This is a genomic window from Nonomuraea sp. NPDC049607 (assembly GCF_040675375.1).
GTDB lineage: Bacteria > Actinomycetota > Actinomycetes > Streptosporangiales > Streptosporangiaceae > Nonomuraea.
Genome location: NZ_JBFAOV010000036.1, coordinates 62,638 through 86,457, shown reverse-complemented (window position 1 = coordinate 86,457; position 23,820 = coordinate 62,638). Strand labels below are relative to the sequence as shown.

Here is a 23,820-nt window from a genome sequence, read left to right as displayed (position 1 = left end):
GCCACCCGGACCGGGGGCGGGACGGCGGGGCGGGGTCAGCGGTCCTCGTGCACGCGGCCGAACTCCACCGCCGGGGCGCTGCCGGCGAAGTTGCGGTCCACCTCGGCCCGTTCGGCCGGGCTGGGGGTGGCGTTCGTGCAGCTCACGGGGGCGCTGGAGCCTGACATCAGGTCGCTGCACAGCCCGGTACGGCGGTCCGGCAGGCCGAGGATGTGGCCGATCTCGTGCGTGGCGATCCGGAGCGGGAAGTAGCCCTGGTTGACCGCCTGGCGGCCCATCCAGATGGTGCCGCGGCCGAGGCTGGTGGGCAGCGTCCTGGGCCAGCCGTCGTCGGCCAGGACCACGAAGCTGGCGGGCGAGCCCTGCATGAGCCGGACGTTGACCACGTTCGCGTTCCAGACCTGGGCCGCCTGGTTCACCACGTTGACGAACTCCGCCGACCGGGAGGCGTCGTACCGCACGACCCGGACCAGCACGGCGGCCTGGGCCGGGGAGGTGAGCAGCAGGAAGGAGAGGGTGAGGACGACGGAGAGCGCGGCACGGAGAGACCTTGACACGGATCCTCCTCATGGAGTTGGGGGGCCATGTCACGGTATGCAGGAATTCAGGGGTTAGAAAAGTAGCAATTAGTGCATATTGCCGCCATATGACAATGGCGGCAATAGCTTCCCGTTGCGGGCGATACTGAGCGGTTTGGACGCAAAAGACAAGATTGTCGTGAGTTGCGCAGGGCAGTGGGGCCGGGATGTCCACCCCCGATCTCGTCCTGGCCCTCGGCGGCGCCGCCGCGCTGCTCGCCGCCGTCCTGCCCGGCCTGCTCGCCCGCCGGGCCTTCTCCCCTCCCCTGCTCTACCTGCTCGGCGGCATGGGGCTGTACCTGCTGCCGATCGGTCTGCCCGAGCCCGACCCCGTCGCCCACCGGGCGGCCGTCGAGCACATCACCGAGATCTGCGTGCTGGTCTCGCTCATGGGCGCGGGGCTGGCGCTCAACCGGAGGATCGGGTTACGGAGCTGGTCGACGACCTGGCGGCTGCTCGGCTGGGCGATGCCGCTGACCGTCGCCGGGGTCACGGCCGCGGCGACCGGCGTACTGGGCTGGCCGGTCGCCGCGGCGCTGTTGCTCGGGGCCGTGCTCGCGCCCACCGATCCGGTGCTCGCCTCCGACGTCAGCGTGGGCGAGCCGGCCGACGCCGAGAACGCCGACGACGAGGTGCGCTTCGCCCTCACCTCGGAGGCGGGCCTGAACGACGGGCTGGCCTTCCCCATCGTGTACGCCGCCATCGCCCTGGCCACCGCCGGCGGACTCGGCTGGACGGGCGAGTGGGCGCTGACGGACGTGCTCTACCGGATCGTCGCCGGGGTCGTCTGCGGCCTGCTGATCGGCCGCCTGCTCGGCCGGCTGTTCTTCCACTCCCCCGCCGAGGAGCTGCGCCTGGCCGAGCGCCGCGACGGCTTCGTGGCCCTGGGCGCCACCCTGCTCGCCTACGGGGTCACCGAGCTGGCCGGCGGTTACGGCTTCATCGCCGTCTTCGTCGCCGCCTGCGCCATCCGCCGGGTCGAGCACGGCCACGGCTACAACAACGTCCTGCACGGCTTCGTCGAGCAGCTCGAACGGCTCTTCACCTCCTGGCTGCTGCTCCTGCTCGGCGGTTTCGTCGCCACCGGCGGCCTGGCCCCGCTCACCTGGCGCGGCGCCCTCGTCGGCCTGCTGCTGATCCTGGTCATCCGCCCGCTGTCGGGCCGGCTCGCCCAGATCCGCGGCCGGGCCGGGCCCCGGGAGCGCCGGGTCATCTCCCTGTTCGGGATCCGGGGGGTGGGGTCGCTGTTCTACCTGGCGTACGCGCTGGGTCACGCCGACTTCGGCGTGCCGCCCGAGGAGCTGTGGGCGGTGACGGCCTTCACCGTGGTGCTCTCGGTCGTCCTGCACGGCATCACCGCCACCCCGGCCATGGCCCGCCTCGACGCCCTCCGCGAGCGGGTGACGCCCCGCGCGCGGAGGTAGGACGCGGCCTCGCGGAGAGGGGGCCGCGAGGCCGCGTCACCATACGCCTGCCGCAGGACGGACGCCCGCCCGGGACGGGTGGCGAACGGGACCTGGACGAGAGAACCTGGGGCGCGGACGAGCGCGCGAGACGGGTGGTGCACATGCCTGAGTGGCTGGAAGCGGGAACATGGGGGCTGGTCGCCGGGGCCGCGCTGGTCCTGGGCGCGGCCGTGGCGATGCTGGTACGGGTCCCGGCGCGGATGATCGCCACCATCATGGCCTTCGGCGCCGGGGTGCTGATCTCGGCGCTCTCCTTCGAGCTGCTGGACGAGGCCGAACGGTCGGGCGGCCTGCTGCCCACGGCCGTCGGCTTCCTCGCGGGGGCCTGCGCGTACGTGGCGGCCAACGCGATGCTGGCGCGGCACGGAGCCCGGCACCGCAAACGCTCCGGCGACCAGCAGCCCAGCGAGGCCGACGCGCAGGGCAGCGGCGCCGCCATAGCCGTCGGCGCGCTGCTCGACGGCATCCCCGAGTCGGTGGTGCTCGGGCTGTCCCTGCTGCACGGCGGCGAGATCGGCCTCGCCGTCGTGGCGGCGGTGTTCGTCTCCAACGTCCCGGAGGGCCTGTCCAGCGCCGCCGGCATGAGACGGGCCGGGCGCGGCCCCGCGTACGTGTTCGGCGTCTGGGGCGGCATCGCCGTGGTCAGCGGCCTGGCGGCCCTGGTCGGTTACCTGACCCTGCGGACGGCCTCCCCCGAGGCCATCGCCCTCATCACCGCGATCGCGGCCGGCGCCATCCTGGCCATGGTGGCCGACACCATGATCCCGGAGGCGTTCGAGCAGGCGCACGTCCTGACCGGGCTGATCACCACCGTCGGCTTCCTGTCGGCGTTCGCCATCGAGCGGCTGGCGGCCTGACGGCCGCCCATCAGGTCAGGGAGCGGCGGCCGATCCGAGTGCCCACGGGCCGGGAGGCAGCTGGACCGTCATGATCATGGAGCAGGCGCCGGTGCCCGCGCCCCGGTAGCCGTGCGGGGCGTCGCCGTCGAAGGTGGCGGTCTGGCCCGCCTCGACCGGGTGCTCGACGCCGTCGAGGATCAGCGTCATCCGCCCGGACACGACGCTGAGGGTCTCCACGACCCCGGCCTGGTGGGGCTGGCTGGGGTACTCCTCGCCGGGTTCCAGCCGCCAGCGCCAGACCTCGACCGGAACCGGGCCCGCGGTGGTCAGCATGAGCGTGGCCTGACCGCCCCGCGGCCCGGTCCACAGAGGGGTGACGTCGTCGGCGGCCACGATGCGCAGCCGACCCTCGGGCGGCCCCTGCATCAGCGCCGACACCGGGACGCCGAGGGTGTCGGCCAGCCGCACCAGGGTGGCCAGGTTGGGGTTGCCCTGCGCCCTCTCCAGCGCCACCAGGGCGCCCTTGCTGACCTGGGCGCGCCGGCCGAGCTCCTCCAGCGACAGGCCCGCGCGGGTGCGGGCGGCCTTGACGTTGTGGGCGACCGTTCGCAGGGCTTGGGCCGGCTCGGCCATCTGTTCACCTTCCCTCGCAGGCAGACCAGTGCAATGTACTGCGCGGTCGGTCCGTTGGCATGCTGCGGTCATTCTACTGTACTGTTTGGTCGTTCCGCTGAAGGCACGGGAGGTGTCGTGATCGCTCTGCTGCTGGCCCTGGGCAGCTCGCTCGCCTACGGCTGCGCCGACTTCCTCGGCGGCCTGGGCGCCCGCAGGGCCCATGTGCTGCGTACCGTGATGGTCGCGGCCCCGGCCAGCCTCGTGGTCGAGCTGCTTCTGTGGCCGATGCTCGGCGCGTCGTTCAGCCCGGCGGCGCTCGGCTGGGGCGCGGCCTCGGGGGTGGCCTCGGCCGCCGTGTTCGCCCTGCTCTACCGCACCCTGGCGATCGGCCCGATGAACGTGCTGTCGCCGGTGACCGCGCTGGTCTCGGCCGCGCTGCCGGTCGCCGTGGGCCTGCTCCAGGGCGAGCACCTGTCCGCCGCCGGGCTGGTGGGGCTGCCGCTCGCGCTGGTGGCGGTCGTGCTCGTCAGCGCCGGTCACGGCGGGGGCTCGGCGCGTCCGTCGCGCACGGCGCTGCTGCTGGCGTTCGGCGCGGGGTCGGCGATCGCGCTCCAGCTCGTCTTCCTGCACCAGGCGCCGTCCGACAGCGGGGTGGCGCCGCTGATCGTCGGCCGCGCGGTCTCCTCGGCGGTCACCCTGACCGCGGCCGGGCTGCTGCGCCGCCGGCTGGGCTCCGAGCGGCCCGCGTACGCGCTGTCGGCCACCGCGGGCGTGCTGGACTCGGTGGCGAACCTGCTGTTCCTGCTCGCCTCCCGCAGCGGCGACCTGGCCGTCGTGGCCGTGATCACCGCCCTCTACCCGGCCGGCACGGTCCTGCTCGCCCGCGGCGTGCTGGCCGAACGCATCCACCGCGGCCAGCTCGTCGGCCTGGGCGCCGCCGCCGTCGCGGTCAGCCTCCTCGCCCTGCCCTGAGCAGGGCGCCCGGCCGTTCACGGGCGTCAGGAGCGCGAGTTGACGACCACGGCGACGGCCAGCGGGACCACCGCCCACCCGGCCAGCACGGCGAACGCCGCCCACGTCGGCATGACGTCCGGCACCTGCTCGATCAGCTGGAGAGCCGGGAAGGCGGGCAGGACCCGGTTGACCACCTCGCCGCCCGGCAGCATGCGGGCGACGAACGGCAGCACCAGGACGATCGCCACCAGCGCCGCCGTCGCCACGGCGCCGTTGCGCAGGATCGCGCCGAGCGCCAGCCCGAGCAGCGTGGTCACCACGATCATCAGGGTGCCGCCGGCGACGATCGTCCACGAGCCGGCGGGCAGCCACGACGGGTGGAACCCGGCGGCGACGGACCGCCCGTAGAGATAGCCGGGCACCGCGATGAGCAGCGAGCCGGCGACCGCGACGCCGCCCAGCACGACCGCCTTGGCCGCCAGCACCCGGCCTCTCGACGGCATCGCCACGAACGTGATGTCGATCATGCCGGACGCGCGCTCGCCGCTGACGGTCATCGCGCCCAGCATGCCGAGTGGAAGCTGGGCCAGGACCACCCCCACGTACACGGCGACCACGACCCCCATGGCCGCCTGGTCGGCCGTACGGCCGGGGTCCCAGCGCGAGATGACGGTGCCGGCGCCGAGCACGGTGAGCGCGAGCGACACCAGCACCCCGACGCCGAGCGCCCACCAGGTCGAGCGCAGGGTCCGCAACTTGATCCACTCGGCCGCGACGGCGTTCACCGCTCGCCCCTTCCGACGAGTTCCATGAACGCCTCCTCCAGCGAGACGCCCTGCCCGGCCAGCTCGCCGAGCCCGGCGTCGGCACGCAGCCTGCCCCCGGCCAGGACGATCAGGTGGTCGGCCGTGACCGCCATCTCGCTGATGAGATGGCTGGACACGAGCACGGTGCGGCCCTCGGCGGCCAGCGACCTGAGCAGGCCGCGCATCCAGCGGATGCCCTCGGGGTCGAGCCCGTTGGCGGGCTCGTCCAGCACCAGCACCTCGGGGTCGCCGAGCAGCGCCGCGGCCAGGCCGAGCCGCTGCTTCATGCCCAGCGAGAACCCGCCGACGCGCCTGCCGCCCATCCCGCCGAGCCCCACGAGCTCCAGCAGGGGGCCGATGCGGGCGCGGGCCAGGCCGTTGGAGCGGGCCAGCCACCACAGGTGCTGTTCGGCGCGCCTGCCCCCCTGCACCGCCGACGCGTCCAGCAGCGCGCCGACCCGGGTGAGGGGGCGGTCCAGGTCCCGGTAGGGCAGGCCGTTCACGGTGGCCCGTCCGGCGGTGGGCTGTTCGAGGCCGAGGAGCACGCGCATGGTCGTGGTCTTGCCCGCGCCGTTGGGGCCGAGGAAGCCGGTGACGCGGCCGGGCCGGACCGTGAAGGTGACGTCGTCCACCGCCAGGGTCCGCCCGAAGCGTTTGGTGAGTCCGTTGACTTCGATCATGCCCTTCACCCTCCACGGCCGCCCGTCCGGCGCGCATCGGTCCTGAGACCGATACGGGCGGCGGGGGCGCCGGGCTAGGTTCGTACCGTGCGCCAACAGATCCGTCCTCCTCTGCTGAGCCGGGTGCCGGCCTGGGGCTGGGTTTCCGTCGACACCGCCGTCGCGCTGATCGTCACGCTCGCCTACGCCGGGCTCACCTGGTCGCGGAACCCGTCCGAGCCGGGCGTGCCGGACCTCGTGGCGGCGCTGGCGGCGGGCCTTCCCGTGGCGGTCAGGCGGTTGTGGCCGGGGCCGGTGTTCGTGGTCGTCCTGCTGGGCGGGCTCGGCATGCGGGAGTTCCTGCTTCCCCACGCCGAGCTGCTCTGCCTGCCGCTCGCGCTGTACACGCTGGCCACGCGGAGCAGGGCCGTGCTGCCGCTGCTGGTGGCGTGCGCGGTCGCCGCGCAGGGCGTGGCGGAGGTCCCGCTGACGGACGCGGTCCGCGACCGGCTCGGGCTGGCGCTGGCGATCCTGCTCGCCGCCTGGGCCGCCGGCACGGCCGTACGCCAGCGCAACCTCTACACCGGGCAGCTCGCCGCGCAGGCGGAGGAGCGGGCCCGCGCCGAGGCCGTGGCGGAGCGGCTGCGGATCGCCAGGGAGCTGCACGACGTCATCGGCCACAGCCTCAGCACGATCGCCGTGCAGGCGGGCGTGGCGGGGCACGTGGGCGAGGCGAAGGAGATGGGCCGCACGCTGGCCTCGATCGAGGAGACCAGCAGGTCGGCCCTGCGGGAGACCAGGCAGCTGCTCGGCGTGCTGCGCGAGGACGGCGAGGCCGAGCTCGCGCCCGCTCCCGGCCTGGCCGACCTGGGCACGCTCGTCGCGCGGACCAGGGCGGCGGGCCTGGAGGTGGAGTTGTCCATCGACGGCGCCGTGAACGGGGAGATGGAGCCGACGGTGTACCGGATCGTCCAGGAGGCGCTGACCAACGTGCTCAAGCACGCCGGCGCCCGGCACGCCGTCGTTCGCGTCGAGCGCCGGGCGGACGAGCTGACCGTGGAGGTCACCGACGACGGCACGCGCGGCCGGGCGCGCCCCGACGGGCACGGCCTGACCGGGTTGCGCGAGCGGGTGCGCGTCTTCGGCGGCGAGTTCGAGGCGGGCGCCCGTCCCGTGCGCGGTTTCCGGGTGCGGGCGAGGCTGCCGCTGTGATCAGGGTTCTGGTGGCCGACGACCAGGTGCTCATCCGGGCGAGCTTCCGGCGGCTGGTCGACTCCGCGCCGGGGTTCCGGGCGGTCGGCGAGGCCGCGACGGGCACGCAGGCGGTGACGGCGGCCGCCCGCGAACGTCCCGACCTGGTCCTGATGGACGTGCGCATGCCGGAGATGGACGGCATCGAGGCCACCCGCCGCATCTGCGCGGACCTGCCGGAGACCCGCGTGCTCATCGTGACCACCTTCGACCTCGACGAGTACGTCTACGGCGCGCTGCGCGCGGGCGCGGCGGGCTTCCTGCTCAAGGACACGCCCCCGGCCGAGCTGATCAGGAGCATGGCCGTCGTCGCGTCCGGCGAGTCGCTGCTGGCGCCGAGCGCGACGCGGCGGCTGGTCGAGCGCCACGTGCGTCCGCCGTCGACGGCGGACGGCCTGGACGTCACCGAACGCGAGCGCGAGGTCCTCGTCCTGGTGGCCAGGGGCCTGTCGAACGCCGAGATCGCCGCCACCCTGTTCGTCAGCATGAGCACGGTCAAGACGCACGTCAGCAGCCTGCTGACCAAACTCGGCGCCCGTACCCGCGTGCATCTGGTCATCGCCGCCTACGAGGCGCGGCTCGTCTGAGGGCGTCGTTCCCGGCCGCGCGACTATTCATTGAATGTATAGTCGTGATCATGTCAACCGGCCACGTGCTGCTCGGCTTCCTCGCCGAGCGGCCGAAACACGGATATGAGCTCAAGAAGGAGCACGACCACCGTCTCGCCGGCGCCAGACCCCTGGCGTACGGGCAGGTCTACGCCACCCTGCAACGCCTGGAACGCGACGGGCTGGCGGAGGTGGCCGAGACCCGGCAGGAGGGCGGCCCCGAACGCACCCTGTACACGATCACCGACTCCGGCCGGGCGGAGCTGGACCGGTGGCTGAACACCGTCGAACCGTCGGCGCCGTACGTCGCCGGCCCGCTGTTCGCCCGGGTCGCCGTCGCGGGGAAGGCCGCCGACGGCTATCTCGTGCGGCAACGCGAGGCACACCTGGCCCGCATGCGGGAGCTGACCGCCGAGAAGGCGTCCGGCGGGGCCGCCCAGGTGCTGGCGGCCGACTACGCGCTCCAGCACCTGGACGCGGACCTGCGCTGGATCGAGACCGCGCTCGCGCGGATGAAGGAGGACCACGATGCTTGAGGCCAGGGGCCTGAGCAAGTTGTTCGGCGGCGCCAGGGCGCTGAACGGCGTCTCCCTGGAGATCGCGGAGGGCGAGGTCGTCGCGATCACGGGGCCGAGCGGCGCGGGCAAGTCGACGTTGCTGCACTGCCTGGCCGGGGTCGTCCGGCCGGAGTCCGGCGAGGTCGTCCTCGACGGCCGGCGCATCGACACCCTGCCCGAGGACGACCTGACCAGGTTACGACGCGAGAGCTTCGGGATCGTCTTCCAGTTCGGCGAGCTGGTGCCCGAGCTGACCGCGGCGGAGAACGTCGCGCTGCCGCTGCTGTTCAACCGGCACGGCAGGCAGGAGGCGATGACCGCCGCGGCCGAGTGGCTGGCCCGGCTGGAGGTGTCCGACTGCGCCGGGCAGCGCACCGGCGAGCTGTCCGGAGGGCAGCGGCAGCGGGTCGCCATCGCGCGGGCGCTGGTGACCGGACCGCGCGTGGTCTTCGCCGACGAGCCCACCGGGGCCCTGGACACGCTCGGCGGCGAGCAGGTGATGGGCGCGCTGCTCGGCGCGGCCCGCGCCGGCCGGGCCGCGGTCGTCCTGGTCACCCACGACAACCGGGTGGCCGCCTACGCCGACCGCGAGATCCCCCTGCGCGACGGAGCGGTGCTGGCAGGGGTGGAACGATGATCGCCGTACTGCTGATGTTGAACAGGGGCCGCTCGCGGGCCGAGCGCGTACGCGCCTGGCTGGTGGGGACGGGCGCGGCGGTGGCGACGTTCCTGGTCTGCACGGCCGTCAGCCTGGCCGACGTCGAGGACGAGGGCGGCTCGCTGACGGGGCTCGCACTGACCCTGCTGGCGGTGCCCGTCGCCGGCCTGGTCCACCAGGCCAACCGGCTGGCCTCGGCCACCAGGGAACGACGGCTGGCCGCCCTGCGGCTGGCGGGCGCGACACCGGGCGACGTACGGCGGCTGGGCGCCCTGGAGGGCGGCCTGCTGACGCTGGCCGGGTCGCTGGCGGGCGGCGCACTTTACGTGGTCACCCACCTCGGCGGCCCGCTGCCGCAGGTGCCGGTGGTCGTGGCCCTGGTGACGTACGGCGGGGTCGTGTCGGGGGCGCGCGCCGGGCGGGACGTCGTCGTCTCCCCGTTGGGAGTGACCCGCCGGGCGCGCGTGCGGGGGCCGCGCGTGCGGGACCTGCTCCTCCTCGCGGCAGGCATCGGCCTCTACGTTCTGGGGGCTTGGCTGAAGGGCCGCTTCCCCTTGGCCGGTCCGTACGGGTCCGTGCTGGCCATGGCGGCCGGGCTGGTCATGATGCTGTTCGGGCTGACCCTGGCCACGACCTGGCTGATCGGGCTGTCGGCCCGCCGGACCGGCCGGCGGGCCCGGTCGCCGGAGGCGTTGCTGGCCGCGCGGCTGGTCGAGGCCGACCCCCGGGCGTGGGCCAGGGCCCTGTCCGTGGTGAGCCTGACGGTGTTCTTCGGCGCGGCGGCCGGGGCCCAGCAGGCCCCCGTCGGCTACTCCCAGGCCCACGCCCTGGTGGACGTCGCGCTCCTGCTGGCCCTGACGACCTCGGCGGTCGCGCTGGTGGTGCACCAGGCGGAGGAGCTGATCGACCTGCGCCGCTCGCTGGCCGCGCTGTCCGCCGCCGGGGTGCCGGAACGGGCGCTGGGCGGGGTGCTCGTGCGGCAGGCGGTCGTCGCGGCGCTGCCGGTCTGCGTGGTGGCGGCCGTCTCGGGGGTCGCCGTGGTGGTTCTGACCGTGGTGGACGTCTACCCCGTCGAGGCGCTGGCGTGGGCGATCACCAGGGCGGTCCTCATGGCGGGCGTCGGGGTGCTGGCCGCCGTGGTCGTCGCCCTGGCGGCCCGTCCCCTGTTGCGCGGCGCGCTGCGTCCCGAGGCGCGGGCGTGATCCGGCTACGCTGACGGGCGGCGGGCGACCGGCTGTCTGAGCAACGTCCTGGGGGCGGGGGCGGTGAAGTCGGTCAGGTAGATCTCGTGGTGCGGCCCGCTGGGCTCCAGACCGTGCTCGGCCATGAACGCCTCCATCACCTCCAGCGATCTCTTCTCCTCGCTGTAGGGCCCCTCATGCAGCAGTTCCACGCACTCGCCCTCGGTGAAGGTGACGACCACGACCCGGTCCACGGCCGCCCCGGACGCCCGCGTCCGTTCACGCGCCACCTCGGCCGCCCCGGGTTCGGGCGTCTCGGGCAACGGCAGCAGCAGATGCCAGCGCCACCGGTCGCGGGGCGTCTCCAGCGGCGGCAGCGAGGTGTCCTCCACCCACCAGCGCCCCTCCAGCGGCCCGGCGGGGCCGCCCATGGCGGAGGCCACGGCGTACAGGGCGCCGATGGCCGAGACGTGCTCGGCGCCGCCGGGCTCTCCCATGCCCGTGACGTTGAGACAGGTGACGGGGGCGCAGTGGATCAGTCGCGGGGTCATCGATTCTCCGGGTAGATCTCGGGGGAATCCCCCTAGCGTGGGGTCTCCCAATGGGGGAGAGTCCAGTCAGCGACGGCGGGGTGCGCAGAGTGCTCCTGCCCCCGATCGCCTCCGCGCGCCGTCCGACCGGCTCCACCCCCACAGATCCGGAGGATGTCCCATGACCACGCCGAACTCTCCGGCCGCGCTGCCCGGCCTGCACACGGCCAAGGTCCTGATATCCGCCTACGCCGCGCTCAGCCTGCTGACCGTCGTGGCGATCGCCGTCTTCTCCGCCGTCGCGCCGTCGCTCGTCACCCCCGAGGCATGGGGGCGCGGCGTCATCGTGGCGGCGACGTCCGTCCTCACCTTCGCCTTCGCGCGCCGGGCCCAGAACGGGGGCGACCGGGCGCTCCTGCGCCTGCGCATCGTGCTCGTCGTGATCCTCGTCGCGGTGGTGGGCGTGCTGCTGTTCCTGCCGCTGCCGAGCTGGATGGTCGCCGAGCAGGGCGTCTGCGGGGTGCTGCTGCTCGCCGCGGCGGTGCTCGCCTTCCGTGCCGTCCCGCCCGCCGGCGACTGAGAGCGCGGGTCACATACAGCGCATAGTGTCACGATCATGACGATCGAACTGCGTGCCGCCCTTGAGGACGACCTGGCGTTCCTGACCCGGCTGATCGGCGACCCGGAGAGCAGCGGCGAGTACCAGTGGTACGGCTGGCAGGACCCCCACCGCCTGCGCCGCCGCTGGGACGACAACGGGCTGCTCGGCGACGACGGCGGCATCCTCGTGATCGCCTCCGGCCAGGAGCGGGCGGGGCTCGTGTCGTGGCGCAGGCAGCTCACCTCCCGGGTGTCGTACTGCTGGGAGATGGGCCTGATCGTGGCGCCCGGCTTCCGCGGCAAGGGGCACGGGACGCGGGCGCAGCAGCTGCTGGTGCGCTACCTGTTCGACCATTCGCCGGTGAACCGGGTGCAGGCGACCACCGAGCTGGGCAACGTGGCCGAGCAGCGGGCGCTGGAGAAGGCCGGGTTCACCCGCGAAGGCGTGCTGCGCGGGTGCGGCTTCCGCGCGGGCGAGTGGCGCGACGGCGTGATGTACGGCATCGTCCGCGCCGACCTGGACGGGAACCGGGAGGCCACCGCCCCGGACGGCGGCGCCTGACCGGCGTCCGCCGGGCAGAGATCAACACTGGCTCAACAGATCTTCAACACCGGTGCTCCTACGTTGCGATCACAAGATCTCGCAACAAGGGGGAGCACATGCGCAAGCTTCACGCCCTGGTGGTGGCCGCGATCGTGGCCGGCGGCGTCCTGACCTCGGCCTCGCCCGCCGGCGCGTCCGCGCAGGACGCCCGGCAGGCGACACGGACGCAGGCCGCCGGGCCGATCAACTACTCGTGCGGCGCGCGGCTGCGGGTGAGCCGGGACGTGGCCAGGAACACCTGGCACCGCATGACGAAGGCGAAGGGCCGCCGCGGCATGGTCTACCTGTACGAGGCCGACGGCATCTACCGCGGCCGGAACGTGTGGTGGGCATGGGGCACCAGCCTGCGCTCCGGCGACCGGATCTCCATCGACTGGACCGACGACGGGGGCCGCACCTACCACGCCTGCCACGCGGTGGTCAGGGGCGGCGGACGCCGCAGCGTCACGTCGTACGCGGTGGACGCCCCGGCGGGCCGCAAGTTCCGCGCCTGCGTGAAGGCCGCGGGCAAGTGGTCGTGCACCAGCGCCTGGTGGGAGATCAGGTACTCCTGACCGGCCGGTGCGCCGGGCAGGGCGTGCGAGCTGCGGCGATACGACAGTGACTGCTTGACATACCGGACAACGGGCACATAGTGTCCCGTCAATCGGCAGGCACAGACGAAGACATCCCTGTCAGTGGTCTTCGTCTGTGCCTTTGTCGTATCCGGACCGCTGGCAAGGGATCACACCCCCCTGAAAGGCGGCCGGGCATGAGCGACGCCCCCGTGCAGAACACCTCCACCACGCCGATCCGCAACGCCGGAGACGCGGCCGACGTCATCAACACCCTGACGAGGCTGACCGGGCGGGCGAACTGGATCTGGTTCCTCGCCCTGGCGGGCCTGTTCCTGGACGCCTACTCCAACGCGGCCCTGGGCGCCGGCCTGTCCCCCATGGTCAAGCAGCTCGGCCTGTCGCCGGGCCAGGTCGGGGTGCTCACCGCCATGGCGCCGGCCATCGCCATCATCTCCAACCCGTTCGGCGGCTGGCTGGCCGCCCGGATCGGCCGGGTCAAGCCGCTGCTGCTGACCAAGGTGGTGTTCGCGCTCGGCGCGCTGCTCACCGCGGCGGGCTCGGACTTCCAGACCGTCTTCGCCGGCCGCGGCCTGGTCGGCATCGCGTACGGCATCGACTTCGCGGTGGCCATGGCCCTGCTGGCCGAGTACACCCCGTCCACGCTCAAGGGCAGGCTCAACTTCTGGCAAGGCGTCTGGTACACCGCCACGACCACGAACCTGCTGCTCACGCTCGTGTTCTACCGTTTCGACGTGGGCGCGGACATCTGGCGCTGGTCGGTGGGCTCCTCGGCCGCCTTCGCCGTCGTGCTGCTGATCCTTCAGCTGATGTTCCTGGTGGAGAGCCCGACGTGGCTGGCCGCCAAGGGACGCCTGCGCGAGTCCGCCGCCGCCCTGCGCCGTATGTACGGCTTCGCCGTCCAGGAGGACACCCGGCAGGCCGGCGGCGCGGCCGAGCAGGGGCGGCAGGTGGGGTTCGGTGACGCGGGCGTGCTGTTCCGCAAGCCGTACCTGCCGCGCACGATGTTGTCCACGGTCATCTCGCTCACCCAGGCCATGCAGTACTTCGCGGTCGGCTGGTACCTGCCGGTGATCAGCCTGGAGCTGTTCGGCAAGGAGTTCGAGAAGGCCACGATCGGGTCGATGGCGTTCAACGCGGTCGGCATCGTGGGCGGCTGCCTGGCCGCCTACACGGGCCGGCGCCTCGGCCTGCGGATCAGCTCGATGGCCGGGTACGCGGTGGTGTTCGTGGCCCTGCTGGTGATGGGCGCGACGTTCAAGGAGCTGCCGGTCGCGCTGGCCGCGCTGCTGCCGGTGCTGTTCATCTTCTTCCACTCCGCCGGACCGGGCCCGAACGGCAAGTCGATCGCCGCGCTGTCCTACCGCAGCGACATCCGCACCCTGGGCACCGGCGTGACCGGCATGCTCGGCAGCCTCGGCTCGGTCGCGGGCCTGTACCTGTTCCCGCAGCTCCAGGCGGGCATCGGGGTCGGCGCCAGCCTCATGGTGCTGTCGGTGGTGCCGCTGGCCGGCCTGGTCACCTGCCTGCTGATCAAGTGGGACCCCACCCGCGTGGCGGTCAACCTGGAGGAGGAGGAGATCGCGCTGCCGAAGAGGGACGGGCGCCGATGACCGGCCGCACCCGACGAGGGATTCTCAGCATCGACGAGGGCACCACGGGCACCCGCGCCGCGGTCGTCCTGGACGACGGCGCCGCCGCCCCGCCCGCCTACCGGCCCATCTCGGTCCACTCCCCCGACCACCTGCGGGTCGAGCAGGACGCCATGGAGATCTGGACGAAGACCGCCCAGGTCTGCGCCGAGGCGCTGGAGTGGGCCCGGGCGCACGACGTCGAGGTCACCGGCGTGTCGATCGCCACCCAGCGCGCCACCGTGCTGCTGTGGGACACCGTCACCGGCGAGCCGCTCACCCCGGCCGTGGTCTGGCAGGACCGCCGGTACGCCGCCCGGCTGCGGGAATGGGAACCCGCCTGGGACGCCCGCCTGGTCGAGCACACCGGCCGGCCGGTCGGCTCGCGCGCCCCGCTGCTGTGGGCCGCCGACGTGCTGCGCGACGACCCGGCCGCGCGCCGGGCGCACGAGGCGGGACGGGTGGCGTTCGGGTCGGTCGACACCTGGCTGGTGTGGCGGCTCACCGGCGGCGCGCGGCACGTCATGTCCGCCACCAACGCGGTCGCCGCCGGCGCCTACGACCTGCGCACCGGCGACTGGTACGAGCCGTGGGCGGACTTCCTCGGCTGCCCCCGCGACGTGCTCCCGCGCATCCTGGACGAGGACGGCGACTACGGCCACACCGACCCGTCGGTGCTCGGCGTACGGCTGCCGGTGTTGTCGGTGATGGGCGACCAGCACGCCGCGATGATCGCGCTCGGCGCGCACCGGCCCGGCCAGGCCATGTGCGTGCACGGCACGGGAACGTTCCTGGACGCCGTCGCCGGCGACCGGCCGCCCGCGCATCGCCGCGCGGTGCCGGGCGTGCTGACGCTCGTCGGCTGGCGTTCGCGCGGCGCGGCGGTGTTCAGCCTGGAGGGCTACGCCGCCACGACCGGCTCGGCGGTGCGCTGGCTGTGCGAGGAGATCGGGCTGTTCGACTCGCCCGCCCAGCTGACCGCGCTGGCCCGCGAGCATCCCGGGCCGAGCCGGGTGCGTTTCCTGCCCGCGCTGGCCGGGATGCGCACCCCGGTCTGGTCGCCCGAGGCCACCGGCGTCCTGACCGGGCTCAGCCTGTCCACCACCAGGGCCGAGCTGGCCCGGGGCATCCTGGAGGGCATCGCGCACTCGGTGTGCGACCTGCTCGACGGGGTGGAGCAGGCGCTCGGCGCGCCGGTCACCGATCTGTTCTGCGGCGGCGGGCTGGCCAGCAGCGACGTGCTGATGGCGAGCCAGGCCGACCTCGTCGGGCGGCCGGTCCGCCGCGCCCGCGCCAACGAGACGGCCAGCCTGCGCGGCGCCGCCTACCTCGGGGGCGTGCGCGCGGGGCTCTGGACCGACCTGCCCGCCGCCCTCGCCGGGCTCGGCGACGTCCCCGTCTTCGAGCCCACGTTGCCCGACGCCGCCCGCGAGGAGGCCCGTGCCGCCTGGCGCGACCTGCTCGCCCGGCACATCTCGTACCAACAGGAGGAATCCCCCTCGTGATCCGGCTTCCAGAACGCAAGCCCAGATCGGAGACCAGGAGCGCCATCCGGCGCACCCCGCTGCGGCTTGACCGTCAGGCGCAGATCGAGCGCCTGGCCGCCAGGCCGGTGGACGTGCTCGTCGTCGGCGGCGGCGTGACCGGCTGCTACGCCGCGCTGGACGCCGCGACCCGCGGCCTCAGCGTGGCGCTGGTGGAGCGCGACGACTTCGCCTCGGGCACCTCCTCCAAGTCCTCCAAGATGGTGCACGGCGGCCTGCGCTACATCGAGCAGGGCAACCTGCCGCTGGTGCGCCGCTCGCTGCTGGAGCGCCAGCGCTTCCGCCGCAACGCGCCGCACCTGGTGCGGCGGCTGCCGTTCGTGCTGCCGATCCTCGCCCAGGACGGCGTCTTCGACGCGCGCATCGCCAAGGCGTTCGAGGGCCTGCTGTGGACCTACGACCTGGCGGGCGGCTGGCGCATCGGCCGGCTGCACCAGCGGCTCAGCGTGGCCGAGGTGCTGGCCAGGGCGCCGCGCCTGCGCGCCGACCGGCTCAAGGGCGGCCTGCTCTACTACGACAGCCGCACCGACGACGCCCGCCTGACCCTGACCATCGCCAGGACCGCCGCCCACTTCGGCGCCACCGTGCTGAACGGCGCCACCTGCCGCGAGCTGGTCAAGGAGGGCGGCCGGGTGCGCGGCGCCCGCGTCGAGGTGGACGGCCGCACGGTCGAGGTGCGCGCCGGGGTCGTCGTCAACGCCACCGGCGTGTGGACCGACACCCTGGACGCGCTGTCCGACCCGGCACACCGCCCGCGGGTGCGTCCGGCCAAGGGCGTGCACATCGTGGTGCCGTGGACGCGGCTGCCGGTGGACGGCACGGTGACCGTCCCGGTGCCCGGCCGGGCCCGCCGCGCCACCTGCACCCGCTGGGGCGACGTGGTCGTGGTCGGCACCACCGACACCGACTACGACGGCTCGCCGGACGAGGTGCTGTGCACCCGCGAGGAGATGCAGTACCTGCTCGACGGCGCCAACACCGCCTTCGACGCCGACCTCACCCCGGACGACGTGATCGGCTCGATCGCCGGGCTGCGCCCGCTGGTCGGCGAGAAGGAGGGCGCCACGCTCGACATGAGCCGCGACCACCGGATCATCACCGACGGCTTCGGCCTGGTCACGGTCACCGGCGGCAAGCTGACCACCAGCAGGCACATGGGCGAGCTGGCGGTGGACGAGGCGCTGAAGGTGCTCGGCCGCAAGGCGCGCTGCCGCACCGCGCGGCTGCCGCTGCTCGGCGGCGCCGGCTACGACGCCGAGGCGACGACCGCGACCGGCGGGCTCGGCGCCCACCTGGGCGAGCGGTACGGCACCGAGGCCCGGTTCGTCGCCGACCTGATCACCGAGGACCCGTCGCTGGCCGGGCCGGTCGTCGAGGGCAGCGAGTACCTGCGGGCCGAGGTGGTCTACGCGGCCCGCTGCGAGCTGGCCAGGAACGTGGACGACGTGCTGTCGCGGCGCACCCGGATGCGGGTCTTCGCCCGCGACCTGTCGGTCGAGGCGGCTCCGGAGGTGGGCCGGTTGCTCCAGCGCGAGCTCGGCCTCTCCGACGACGAGGTGGCCAGGCAGGTCGAGGACTACGTACGCGGCGTGGACCGCGAGAAGAGCGTTCTGATGGAGGGACTTTCATGATCAGCAGGCAGACCGTCACCCATCCGTTCAACCGCGGCGACTACGTCGTGGGCGCGCCCACCCCGCCGCGCTGGGCCGCCGACTGCCCGCCGGGGACGGGCCCGGCCAGTCTCCAGGACCAGGTCGTGCCGGTCCCCGAGAGCGTGGTCGCCGAGCTGCGCGCGGTCGCCGCCGCCGTGCACACCGAGCGGGACGAGGTGATCCTGCGCACCCGCGACTGGTGGGCGGGCACCTCCATCGGCGAGACCGACGGCCGCCCGGCCACGCCGGAGGCGGTCGTCGTCGAGGTGGACGCGGAGGAGCAGGTGGCCGCCGTCGTGCGGATCTGCCACGAGCACCGCCTCCCGCTGACCGTCTCGGCCGGCCGCAGCAACGTGCTGGGCGCCGCGCTGCCCGTGCACGGCGGCGTCGTGCTGGACGTGTGCCGGCTCAACCGCATCCTGTCCTTCGACGCCGAGTCCATGATCGTCGAGGTGCAGGCGGGCATGTTCGGCGACCTGTTCGAGAAGGAGCTGCAGGAGACGCACGGCGCCACCACCGGCCACTGGCCGTCGGCGTTCGCCATCTCCACCGTCGGCGGGTGGGCCGCCTGCCGCGGCGCGGGCCAGCTCTCCACCCGCTACGGCAAGATCGAGGACATGGTGGTCGGGCTGGACGTCGTGCTGCCCGACGGCACCACGGCCAGCTACGGCACCTACCCCCGGGCCGCGGTGGGCCCCGACCTGCGGCAGTTGTTCATCGGCTCGGAGGGCACGCTCGGCGTGATCACCCGGCTGCGGCTGCGTACGCACCGGCTGCCCGACTACGCCAAGGGCATCGCCTACGGCTTCGACACCTTCGCCGCCGGGCTCGACGCGTGCCGGGAGATCCTGCAGCGCGGCGCCACTCCGGCCGCGCTGCGCCTGTACGACCGGCACGAGAGCGGCACCCACTTCGGCGAGCCCGGCACCAACCTGCTGCTCATCGCCGACGAGGGCGACCCGGTGCTGGTCGACGCCGTCATGAAGGTGGCCGCCGAGGTCTGCGCCGAACGCGCGTCGGTGACGCTGGACGGCGACGCCGTCTTCGCCCGCTGGCTGGACGAGCGGATGATCGTCGGCAAGGCCGCCGACGGGTTCGTCCGGGGGCCGGGGTTCGTCTCCGACACCTGCGAGATCGCCGGGCCGTGGTCCGCGCTGCCCGCCCTGTACGACGAGGTCGTGGCCGCCGTCGAGGCCGTCCCCGGCACGCTGCGCGCCTCGGCCCACCAGTCGCACGCCTACACCGACGGCGCGTGCCTGTACTTCTCCCTGCGCGGCGACGTCGAACGCGACCAGCGGCGCGCCTGGTACCGGGCCGCCTGGGACGCCGCCGCCGCGGTGCTCGTCAAGCACGGCGCGGCGATCAGCCACCACCACGGCGTCGGCCTGCTGCGCTCGCCGTACATGCGGGACGCGCTGGGCAGCGGCTACCCCACGCTGGTGGCGGTCAAGCAGGCGCTCGACCCGCGGGGCATCATGAACCCCGGCAAGCTGGGCCTGCCCGCGTCCTTCGAAAACCCGGCGCACTAAGGTGGATGCGGTGAACTCTCGCCACAAGGGCCCGCTGGATCGGCGCCTGCTCGCCGCGCTGGCCGAGCATCCCGTCGCCGCGTCGCTGGTGGGGGTGGAGATGGTCGAGCGGTTCACCTCCTCCCCCACGCCGCTCGGCATCCTGGCCTCGATCCCGCTCGCCGACCTGGCGGCCACCGTCAAGCGCACGGTGGCCGCCCAGAAGATCGCGTTCGTCAACATCGACTCGACCCCCGGCCTGGGGCACGACCCCGGGGCGCTGACGTACCTGCAGGGCATCGGCGCGGTCGGGATCGTCTCCACGCGGCAGGCGATGATCGAGCGGGCCACCGGGCTCGGGCTGCTGACCATGCAGAAGGTGTTCGTGACCGACCGGTCGAACCTGCGGCGCAGCATGCAGTCCATCACGCGGTCGCGCCCCGACCTGGTGCAGCTCATGCCGGCCATGGTGCTGCGGCACGTCGAGCGGCAGGTCAGGGCGGTCGGGGTGCCGTGCCTGGCCGCGGGGTTCGTCCAGAGCGCCGACGACGTGGTGGAGGCGCTGCGGCACGGGGCCGTCGGCGTGTGCACCTCCGATGAGGAGCTGTGGGGGCTGCGCCGCTCGGCCCTGCGCGCCTCCTGATCCCTCTCACCCGGAAGGACCATGCGATGACGCCTGCCCGCCTGCGGGAGACCGCCGCCCCCACGGTGCCCGTCCGGGGCGCCGGGAGGCGGTGGCCGGTGGCGCCCGCGGTGTTCGTCGTCCTGTGGAGCAGCGCGTTCATCGCGGGCATCCCCGGGGTCAGGGCGGCGCCGCCGTTGCTGCTGATGTTCGGCAGGTTCGCCGTCGCCGGGGTGCTGCTGGGGGCGTACGCGCTGGTCAGGCGGGTGCCGTGGCCCCGGGGCCGGGCCCTGGCGCACGTGGCCGTGGCCGGGCTGCTGATCCAGGCCGTGCAGTTCGGCGCCTTCTACAGCGCGCTCGGCGCGGGCCTGCCGGCCGCGGTCGTGTCCCTGGTCCAGGGGCTGAACCCGGTGGTCATCCTGCTGGTCGGCCGGGTGCTGGGCGAGCGGGTCGGCGCCGGGCAGTGGGCCGGGTTCGCGCTCGGCCTGGCCGGGGTGGTGCTGGCGGTGGCCGACCGGATCAACCTGTCCGCGTCCGGGGTGGCGCTGTGCCTGCTCGGTCTGGCCGGGCTCAGCGCGGGCACGCTCTACCAGCAGCGGTACGCCCCCCGCATGGACGCGCTGAGCGGCACCGCGACGCAGCTGCTCGTCAGCGCCCCCGCCGCCGGGCTGGCCTGCCTGGCCCTCGGCCCGGTACGGGTGTCGGACTGGACGGCCTTCGGGCTGTCGATCGGCTGGATGGCGCTGGTCAACTCCATCGCGGCGTTCATCCTGCTCAACCGGATGTTGCTGCGCTCACCGGCCAGCCGGGTGAGCACGGTGTTCTTCCTGACCCCGGCCGTGACCGCCGTGCTGGCCTGGTCGCTGGCCGGGCAGCCGCTGCCCCCGCTCGCCGTCGCCGGGCTCGTCCTGGGCGGCTGCGGGGTGCTGCTGGCCAACCTCTCGACACGAAGAAGGGCGAACTGATGCGCATTCGCGGCGCGGTTCTGGAGGAGATCGGCCGGCCCCGGCCCTACGCCGGTTCGCGGCCCCTGTCGGTCTGCGACCTCGAACTCGACCCGCCGGGGCCGGGCGAGCTGCTGGTACGGGTGGAGGTGGCGGGCGTGTGCCACTCGGACCTGTCGGTGGTGGACGGCAACCGGACGCGTCCCCTGCCCATGCTGCTCGGCCACGAGGCGGCGGGCGTGGTGGAGCGGACGGGCCCCGGCGTCGACGACCTCGCCCCTGGGCAGCGGGTCGTGATGACCTTCCTGCCCCGGTGCGGCGGCTGCGACGGCTGCGCCACCGAGGGCGTCACGCCGTGCGTCCCGGGCAGCGCCGCCAACAACGACGGCACCCTGCTGAGCGGCGCGGTCCGTCAGCGCAGGGACGGCCTGCCGGTGCTGCACCACCTCGGGGTCTCGGCGTTCGCCACCCACGTGGTGGTGGACCGGCGCTCGGTCGTCCCCGTGGACGCCGACGTGCCGCCCGAGGTCGCCGCCCTGCTCGGCTGCGCCGTGCTGACCGGCGGGGGCGCGGTGCTCAACGTCGGCAGGCCGCGCCCCGGGCAGACGGTCACGGTCGTCGGGCTCGGCGGCGTGGGCATGGCGGCGCTGCTCACCGCGCTGGCCCTCGACGGCGTCCGGGTGATCGGCGTGGACGCCAACCCGGCCAAGCTCGCCACCGCCCGCGAGCTGGGCGCGCACGAGGTGTACGGCCCCGCCGACCTGCCGGGCGATCTGCCGGGCGGGGCGGACGTCGTGGTGGAAGCGGCGGGCAACGCGCGGGCGTTCGAGACGGCGGTGAACGCGACGGCCCCCGGCGGCCGCACCGTCAGCGTGGGGCTGCCCGCACCCGGCGCCCGCGCCTCGATCTCGCCGCTCGCGCTGGTGGCCGGCGGGCGCAGCATCGTCGGCAGCTACCTGGGCTCGGCGCTGCCCGCCCGCGACATCCCGGTGTTCGCCCGGATGTGGCGCGAGGGCCGGCTGCCGGTGGAGCGGCTGGTCTCGGCCCGGATCGGCCTGGCGGCCGTCAACGAGGCGATGGACCAGCTCGCCGAGGGCGCCGCCCTGCGCCAGCTGATCGTCTTCGACGCGTGAGGGCGGCACGCCGTCCTCACGTGGCCCGTACGGGGTGCGCGAACAAACGAGGTGCGGCGGAACCGTCGCCGGGGTGAGGATGGCCGCGCACGGCCGTGAGAGCCGGCCCCCCGGATGAGGAGCGTGCCATGAGCGCCGTCGAAGGCGATCGCCCGCAGGTCACGGTGAGCACGGGCCGGCTGCGCGGACGGCTGGAGGGCGGCGTGGCCGTCTTCCGCGGCGTGCCGTACGCCCGCCCGCCGGTGGGCGGCCTGCGTCTGGCCGCCCCCGAGCCGGCCGAGGCGTGGGACGGGGTGCGCGAGGCCGCCGGGTTCGGCCCGCCGCCGCCGCAGTCCAGGCTGCTGGGCGCGTCCGGCAAGCCGGGCACGGACGGGAACTGGCTCACCGCCAACGTGTGGACCCCCGACCCGGGCGCCGCCCGGCTGCCGGTGATGGTGTGGCTCCACGGCGGCGGCTACATGTACGGCTGGTCCGGCGACCCCCTCTTCGACGGCCGCGCGCTGGCCCGGGACGGCGTCGTCGTGGTCACCGTCAACTACCGCGTCTCCGCCGAGGGCTTCGGCCTCTTCCGCGGCGCGCCCGCCAACCGCGGCCTGCTGGACCAGGTGGCCGCCCTGCGCTGGGTGCGCGAGAACGTCGCGGCCTTCGGCGGCGATCCGGACCGGGTGACCGTCTTCGGCGAGTCCGCCGGCGCCGGGAGCGCCGCGGCGCTGATGACCATGCCCGGCGGGGCCGGCCTGTTCCGCCGGGCGATCGCGCAGAGCGTGCCGGCCCTGTTCTTCACCCCCGAGCTGGCCGCCGACCTCGCCGCCGCGGTGTCCGGCGAGCTGGGCCTGCCGCCGCACGCCGACGAGCTGGCCCGCCTGTCGCCGGAGCAGCTGATCGGGGCGGGCGACGCGGTGGCCGCCAGGATGGGCGGCAACCCGCGATGGGGGCTCGCCGCGCACGTCCGCACGCCGTTCGCGCCGGTCGTGGACGGCGAGGTGCTGCCCGCGACGCCGTGGCGGGCACTGGCGGACGGGGCCGCGCCCGGGGTCGAGCTGGTCGTGGGCCACAACCGCGACGAGTACCGGCTGTTCATGGCCCTCGCCGGCGACCTCGGCCAGGTCACCGCCGAGCAGACGGCCACCGCGCTGCGGACGCTGGCCCCCGACCCGGCGGCCTACCGGGCCGCCCACCCGCAGGCCGACGAGGAACGGCTGTACGAGCTGGTGCACTCCGACTGGCTGTTCCGGATGCCGTCGCTGCGGCTGGCCGAGGCCCGCCTGAGGCACGGCCGGGCCCACCTGTACGAGCTGACCTGGCCGGCCCCCGGCATGGGCGGGACCCTGGGGGCCTGCCACGGGCTGGGCCTGCCGCTGACGTTCGGCAACCTGACCGAGGGCGCGGCCGGGCTGCTGCTCGGCCAGGAGCCGCCCCCGGACGCCGCCGAGCTGTCGGCCCGGGTCCGGGCGGCGTGGACCTCCTTCGCCGCGACCGGCGACCCGGGCTGGCCGGCGTACGAGCCGCGCGACCGGCGGGCCTGGATCATCGACACCGAGCCGGGCACGGCGGCGTATCCGGAGGAGGTGTCCCGTGCGCTGTGGGCCGGGCACGCCTTCGACCCGCTGCCGCTGCGGACGTGACCGCCCTGGCCTGCGGATCTTGTCGGTCACAGGTCACTTCCAAGTGGGACTGCACCAGGCTGGGCGATCGTGTCCGTCGTGCCGGAGAACCGGCGAGATCGACTGACCTGAGGTGACCGTGTACAAGAAGGCGTTTGCCGCTGCGGCGTCCGCTGTCCTGGCCCTGACCCTGGCTCCCGCCGCGCCCGCGGCGGCGAAGCCGTCCGTCCAGATCGTCGAGGGGTACTCCGCGACGATCCGGGAGAACGACAGCAAGTTCTTCTGCCCGGCCGGCGAGGTGTTCATCGGCCGGTCCCACAACGGGGACGAGAACGGCTGGACGACGTACTGGTGCGGCCGGATCTGGATCGGCACCGAGCAGGTCGCCGTGTCCACCGCCCACCACCAGGAGGTCGCCACCGAGACCTACTCGTGGTTCGAGGGGCCGGAGAGCAACGCCCTGGTGGGCCGCGAGCACGACGGGGACGAGAACGGCGTCACCTCGGCCTACTTCGCGCTGCTCACCTGGCAGGGCAGGCCCGTGACGCTGGTGAACAAGCGCTGGTCGCAGACGTACAAGGAGAGCAGGCACGAGTCGAAGGCGAACCCGGGCGAGATCATGACCGGCCGCAGGCACTTCGGCGACGAGAACGGCGACACCGTCTACCAGTACGCCACGGTCTCGTACTGACCGGCGGGCC

Annotated in this window: 25 protein-coding genes; 20 read left to right on the top strand and 5 right to left on the bottom strand. The window is 74.1% G+C overall.

The features are described from left to right. Positions 1 to 35 precede the first annotated feature (35 nt). Entirely contained in the window at positions 36 to 557 is a 522-nt protein-coding gene (locus tag AB0J97_RS42440) for a snapalysin family zinc-dependent metalloprotease (protein WP_357705661.1), read from the bottom strand. A gap of 188 nt (positions 558 to 745) precedes the next feature. Here AB0J97_RS42440 and AB0J97_RS42435 point away from each other — a divergent pair, with 188 nt between their 5' ends. After that, complete coding sequence (locus AB0J97_RS42435) at positions 746 to 2,002, top strand: cation:proton antiporter (protein ID WP_364100292.1); 1,257 nt, start codon at positions 746 to 748, stop codon at positions 2,000 to 2,002. A 143-nt stretch (positions 2,003 to 2,145) separates the two neighbouring features. Further along, on the top strand, positions 2,146 to 2,901 hold the full coding sequence (locus AB0J97_RS42430) for a ZIP family zinc transporter (RefSeq protein ID WP_364100290.1): 756 nt from the start codon (positions 2,146 to 2,148) through the stop codon (positions 2,899 to 2,901). Positions 2,902 to 2,916: 15 nt separating this feature from the next. Here the strand turns inward: AB0J97_RS42430 and AB0J97_RS42425 are convergent, their stop codons facing one another. Then, positions 2,917 to 3,516 carry an XRE family transcriptional regulator gene (locus AB0J97_RS42425; RefSeq protein WP_364100287.1) on the bottom strand — a complete coding sequence of 200 codons (600 nt, stop codon included), beginning with the start codon at positions 3,514 to 3,516 and terminating at the stop codon, positions 2,917 to 2,919. Between the two features lie 117 nt (positions 3,517 to 3,633). Between AB0J97_RS42425 and AB0J97_RS42420 the strand changes: the two genes are divergently transcribed. Next, a complete protein-coding gene (locus AB0J97_RS42420) occupies positions 3,634 to 4,470 on the top strand; it encodes an EamA family transporter (protein ID WP_357705657.1) in 837 nt (278 codons plus the stop codon). Between the two features lie 26 nt (positions 4,471 to 4,496). Here the strand turns inward: AB0J97_RS42420 and AB0J97_RS42415 are convergent, their stop codons facing one another. Together AB0J97_RS42415 and AB0J97_RS42410 are read right to left on the bottom strand one after the other, a co-directional pair. Beyond that, entirely contained in the window at positions 4,497 to 5,237 is a 741-nt protein-coding gene (locus tag AB0J97_RS42415) for a hypothetical protein (RefSeq protein ID WP_364100283.1), read from the bottom strand. Beyond that, positions 5,234 to 5,938 carry an ATP-binding cassette domain-containing protein gene (locus AB0J97_RS42410; protein ID WP_364100280.1) on the bottom strand — a complete coding sequence of 235 codons (705 nt, stop codon included), beginning with the start codon at positions 5,936 to 5,938 and terminating at the stop codon, positions 5,234 to 5,236. Before AB0J97_RS42410 ends, AB0J97_RS42415 begins: the two co-directional genes overlap by 4 nt. 87 nt (positions 5,939 to 6,025) lie before the next feature. Between AB0J97_RS42410 and AB0J97_RS42405 the strand changes: the two genes are divergently transcribed. From AB0J97_RS42405 to AB0J97_RS42385, 5 genes are read left to right on the top strand one after another with little or no spacing between them, the layout of a single operon-like run. Beyond that, positions 6,026 to 7,129, top strand: a complete 1,104-nt coding sequence (locus tag AB0J97_RS42405) for a sensor histidine kinase (protein ID WP_364100277.1) — start codon at positions 6,026 to 6,028, stop codon at positions 7,127 to 7,129. Next, on the top strand, positions 7,126 to 7,755 hold the full coding sequence (locus AB0J97_RS42400; RefSeq protein ID WP_357705653.1) for a response regulator transcription factor: 630 nt from the start codon (positions 7,126 to 7,128) through the stop codon (positions 7,753 to 7,755). The genes AB0J97_RS42405 and AB0J97_RS42400 overlap by 4 nt, the downstream gene beginning before the upstream one ends. A gap of 50 nt (positions 7,756 to 7,805) precedes the next feature. Next, the gene (locus AB0J97_RS42395; protein ID WP_364100273.1) at positions 7,806 to 8,312 is read left to right on the top strand and encodes a PadR family transcriptional regulator; all 507 of its coding nucleotides are present in this window, start codon (positions 7,806 to 7,808) and stop codon (positions 8,310 to 8,312) included. Further along, entirely contained in the window at positions 8,305 to 8,970 is a 666-nt protein-coding gene (locus AB0J97_RS42390; RefSeq protein WP_364100270.1) for an ABC transporter ATP-binding protein, read from the top strand. Before AB0J97_RS42395 ends, AB0J97_RS42390 begins: the two co-directional genes overlap by 8 nt. Beyond that, positions 8,967 to 10,193, top strand: a complete 1,227-nt coding sequence (locus AB0J97_RS42385) for a hypothetical protein (protein ID WP_364100267.1) — start codon at positions 8,967 to 8,969, stop codon at positions 10,191 to 10,193. Before AB0J97_RS42390 ends, AB0J97_RS42385 begins: the two co-directional genes overlap by 4 nt. 5 nt (positions 10,194 to 10,198) lie before the next feature. Here AB0J97_RS42385 and AB0J97_RS42380 read toward each other — a convergent pair whose 3' ends face one another. Beyond that, positions 10,199 to 10,723, bottom strand: coding sequence for a GyrI-like domain-containing protein (locus tag AB0J97_RS42380; RefSeq protein ID WP_364100264.1), 525 nt, complete (start codon positions 10,721 to 10,723; stop codon positions 10,199 to 10,201). 160 nt (positions 10,724 to 10,883) lie between these two features. On the opposite strand from AB0J97_RS42380, the gene AB0J97_RS42375 reads away from it, so the two are divergent. The 12 genes from AB0J97_RS42375 (at position 10,884) to AB0J97_RS42320 (ending at position 23,810) form a co-directional block, all read left to right on the top strand. Then, positions 10,884 to 11,282, top strand: coding sequence for a hypothetical protein (locus tag AB0J97_RS42375; protein ID WP_364100262.1), 399 nt, complete (start codon positions 10,884 to 10,886; stop codon positions 11,280 to 11,282). A gap of 36 nt (positions 11,283 to 11,318) precedes the next feature. Then, positions 11,319 to 11,864: a GNAT family protein gene (locus AB0J97_RS42370; RefSeq protein ID WP_364100259.1), complete on the top strand. Its 546-nt coding sequence runs from the start codon at positions 11,319 to 11,321 to the stop codon at positions 11,862 to 11,864. Positions 11,865 to 11,962: 98 nt separating this feature from the next. Beyond that, positions 11,963 to 12,460: a hypothetical protein gene (locus tag AB0J97_RS42365; RefSeq protein WP_364100256.1), complete on the top strand. Its 498-nt coding sequence runs from the start codon at positions 11,963 to 11,965 to the stop codon at positions 12,458 to 12,460. Between the two features lie 197 nt (positions 12,461 to 12,657). Beyond that, positions 12,658 to 14,094 (top strand): MFS transporter, encoded by a 1,437-nt coding sequence (locus AB0J97_RS42360; protein WP_364100253.1) that lies wholly within the window; start codon positions 12,658 to 12,660, stop codon positions 14,092 to 14,094. Next, entirely contained in the window at positions 14,091 to 15,617 is a 1,527-nt protein-coding gene (locus AB0J97_RS42355; protein ID WP_364100250.1) for an FGGY family carbohydrate kinase, read from the top strand. The genes AB0J97_RS42360 and AB0J97_RS42355 overlap by 4 nt, the downstream gene beginning before the upstream one ends. Next, positions 15,614 to 17,287, top strand: coding sequence for a glycerol-3-phosphate dehydrogenase/oxidase (locus tag AB0J97_RS42350; RefSeq protein ID WP_357705643.1), 1,674 nt, complete (start codon positions 15,614 to 15,616; stop codon positions 17,285 to 17,287). The genes AB0J97_RS42355 and AB0J97_RS42350 overlap by 4 nt, the downstream gene beginning before the upstream one ends. After that, a complete protein-coding gene (locus AB0J97_RS42345; protein ID WP_364100246.1) occupies positions 17,284 to 18,837 on the top strand; it encodes an FAD-binding oxidoreductase in 1,554 nt (517 codons plus the stop codon). Before AB0J97_RS42350 ends, AB0J97_RS42345 begins: the two co-directional genes overlap by 4 nt. A gap of 10 nt (positions 18,838 to 18,847) precedes the next feature. After that, entirely contained in the window at positions 18,848 to 19,459 is a 612-nt protein-coding gene (locus AB0J97_RS42340) for a glycerol-3-phosphate responsive antiterminator (protein WP_364100243.1), read from the top strand. Between the two features lie 26 nt (positions 19,460 to 19,485). Continuing rightward, positions 19,486 to 20,403, top strand: a complete 918-nt coding sequence (locus AB0J97_RS42335; protein WP_364100240.1) for a DMT family transporter — start codon at positions 19,486 to 19,488, stop codon at positions 20,401 to 20,403. Then, on the top strand, positions 20,403 to 21,515 hold the full coding sequence (locus tag AB0J97_RS42330) for an alcohol dehydrogenase catalytic domain-containing protein (RefSeq protein ID WP_357705639.1): 1,113 nt from the start codon (positions 20,403 to 20,405) through the stop codon (positions 21,513 to 21,515). The genes AB0J97_RS42335 and AB0J97_RS42330 overlap by 1 nt, the downstream gene beginning before the upstream one ends. 128 nt (positions 21,516 to 21,643) lie before the next feature. Next, complete coding sequence (locus AB0J97_RS42325; RefSeq protein ID WP_364100236.1) at positions 21,644 to 23,140, top strand: carboxylesterase family protein; 1,497 nt, start codon at positions 21,644 to 21,646, stop codon at positions 23,138 to 23,140. Between the two features lie 112 nt (positions 23,141 to 23,252). Then, the gene (locus AB0J97_RS42320; RefSeq protein WP_364100233.1) at positions 23,253 to 23,810 is read left to right on the top strand and encodes a hypothetical protein; all 558 of its coding nucleotides are present in this window, start codon (positions 23,253 to 23,255) and stop codon (positions 23,808 to 23,810) included. Positions 23,811 to 23,820 lie beyond the last annotated feature (10 nt).

Coding starts and splice junctions, on each gene's coding strand:
- AB0J97_RS42380 (WP_364100264.1), bottom strand. CDS start 10,723: ATGACCCCGCGACTGATCCACTGCGCCCCCGTCACCTGTCTCAACGTC.
- AB0J97_RS42390 (WP_364100270.1), top strand. CDS start 8,305: ATGCTTGAGGCCAGGGGCCTGAGCAAGTTGTTCGGCGGCGCCAGGGCG.
- AB0J97_RS42395 (WP_364100273.1), top strand. CDS start 7,806: ATGTCAACCGGCCACGTGCTGCTCGGCTTCCTCGCCGAGCGGCCGAAA.
- AB0J97_RS42385 (WP_364100267.1), top strand. CDS start 8,967: ATGATCGCCGTACTGCTGATGTTGAACAGGGGCCGCTCGCGGGCCGAG.
- AB0J97_RS42410 (WP_364100280.1), bottom strand. CDS start 5,938: ATGATCGAAGTCAACGGACTCACCAAACGCTTCGGGCGGACCCTGGCG.
- AB0J97_RS42325 (WP_364100236.1), top strand. CDS start 21,644: ATGAGCGCCGTCGAAGGCGATCGCCCGCAGGTCACGGTGAGCACGGGC.
- AB0J97_RS42360 (WP_364100253.1), top strand. CDS start 12,658: ATGAGCGACGCCCCCGTGCAGAACACCTCCACCACGCCGATCCGCAAC.
- AB0J97_RS42375 (WP_364100262.1), top strand. CDS start 10,884: ATGACCACGCCGAACTCTCCGGCCGCGCTGCCCGGCCTGCACACGGCC.
- AB0J97_RS42345 (WP_364100246.1), top strand. CDS start 17,284: ATGATCAGCAGGCAGACCGTCACCCATCCGTTCAACCGCGGCGACTAC.
- AB0J97_RS42370 (WP_364100259.1), top strand. CDS start 11,319: ATGACGATCGAACTGCGTGCCGCCCTTGAGGACGACCTGGCGTTCCTG.
- AB0J97_RS42335 (WP_364100240.1), top strand. CDS start 19,486: ATGACGCCTGCCCGCCTGCGGGAGACCGCCGCCCCCACGGTGCCCGTC.
- AB0J97_RS42330 (WP_357705639.1), top strand. CDS start 20,403: ATGCGCATTCGCGGCGCGGTTCTGGAGGAGATCGGCCGGCCCCGGCCC.
- AB0J97_RS42430 (WP_364100290.1), top strand. CDS start 2,146: ATGCCTGAGTGGCTGGAAGCGGGAACATGGGGGCTGGTCGCCGGGGCC.
- AB0J97_RS42365 (WP_364100256.1), top strand. CDS start 11,963: ATGCGCAAGCTTCACGCCCTGGTGGTGGCCGCGATCGTGGCCGGCGGC.
- AB0J97_RS42425 (WP_364100287.1), bottom strand. CDS start 3,516: ATGGCCGAGCCGGCCCAAGCCCTGCGAACGGTCGCCCACAACGTCAAG.
- AB0J97_RS42435 (WP_364100292.1), top strand. CDS start 746: ATGTCCACCCCCGATCTCGTCCTGGCCCTCGGCGGCGCCGCCGCGCTG.
- AB0J97_RS42355 (WP_364100250.1), top strand. CDS start 14,091: ATGACCGGCCGCACCCGACGAGGGATTCTCAGCATCGACGAGGGCACC.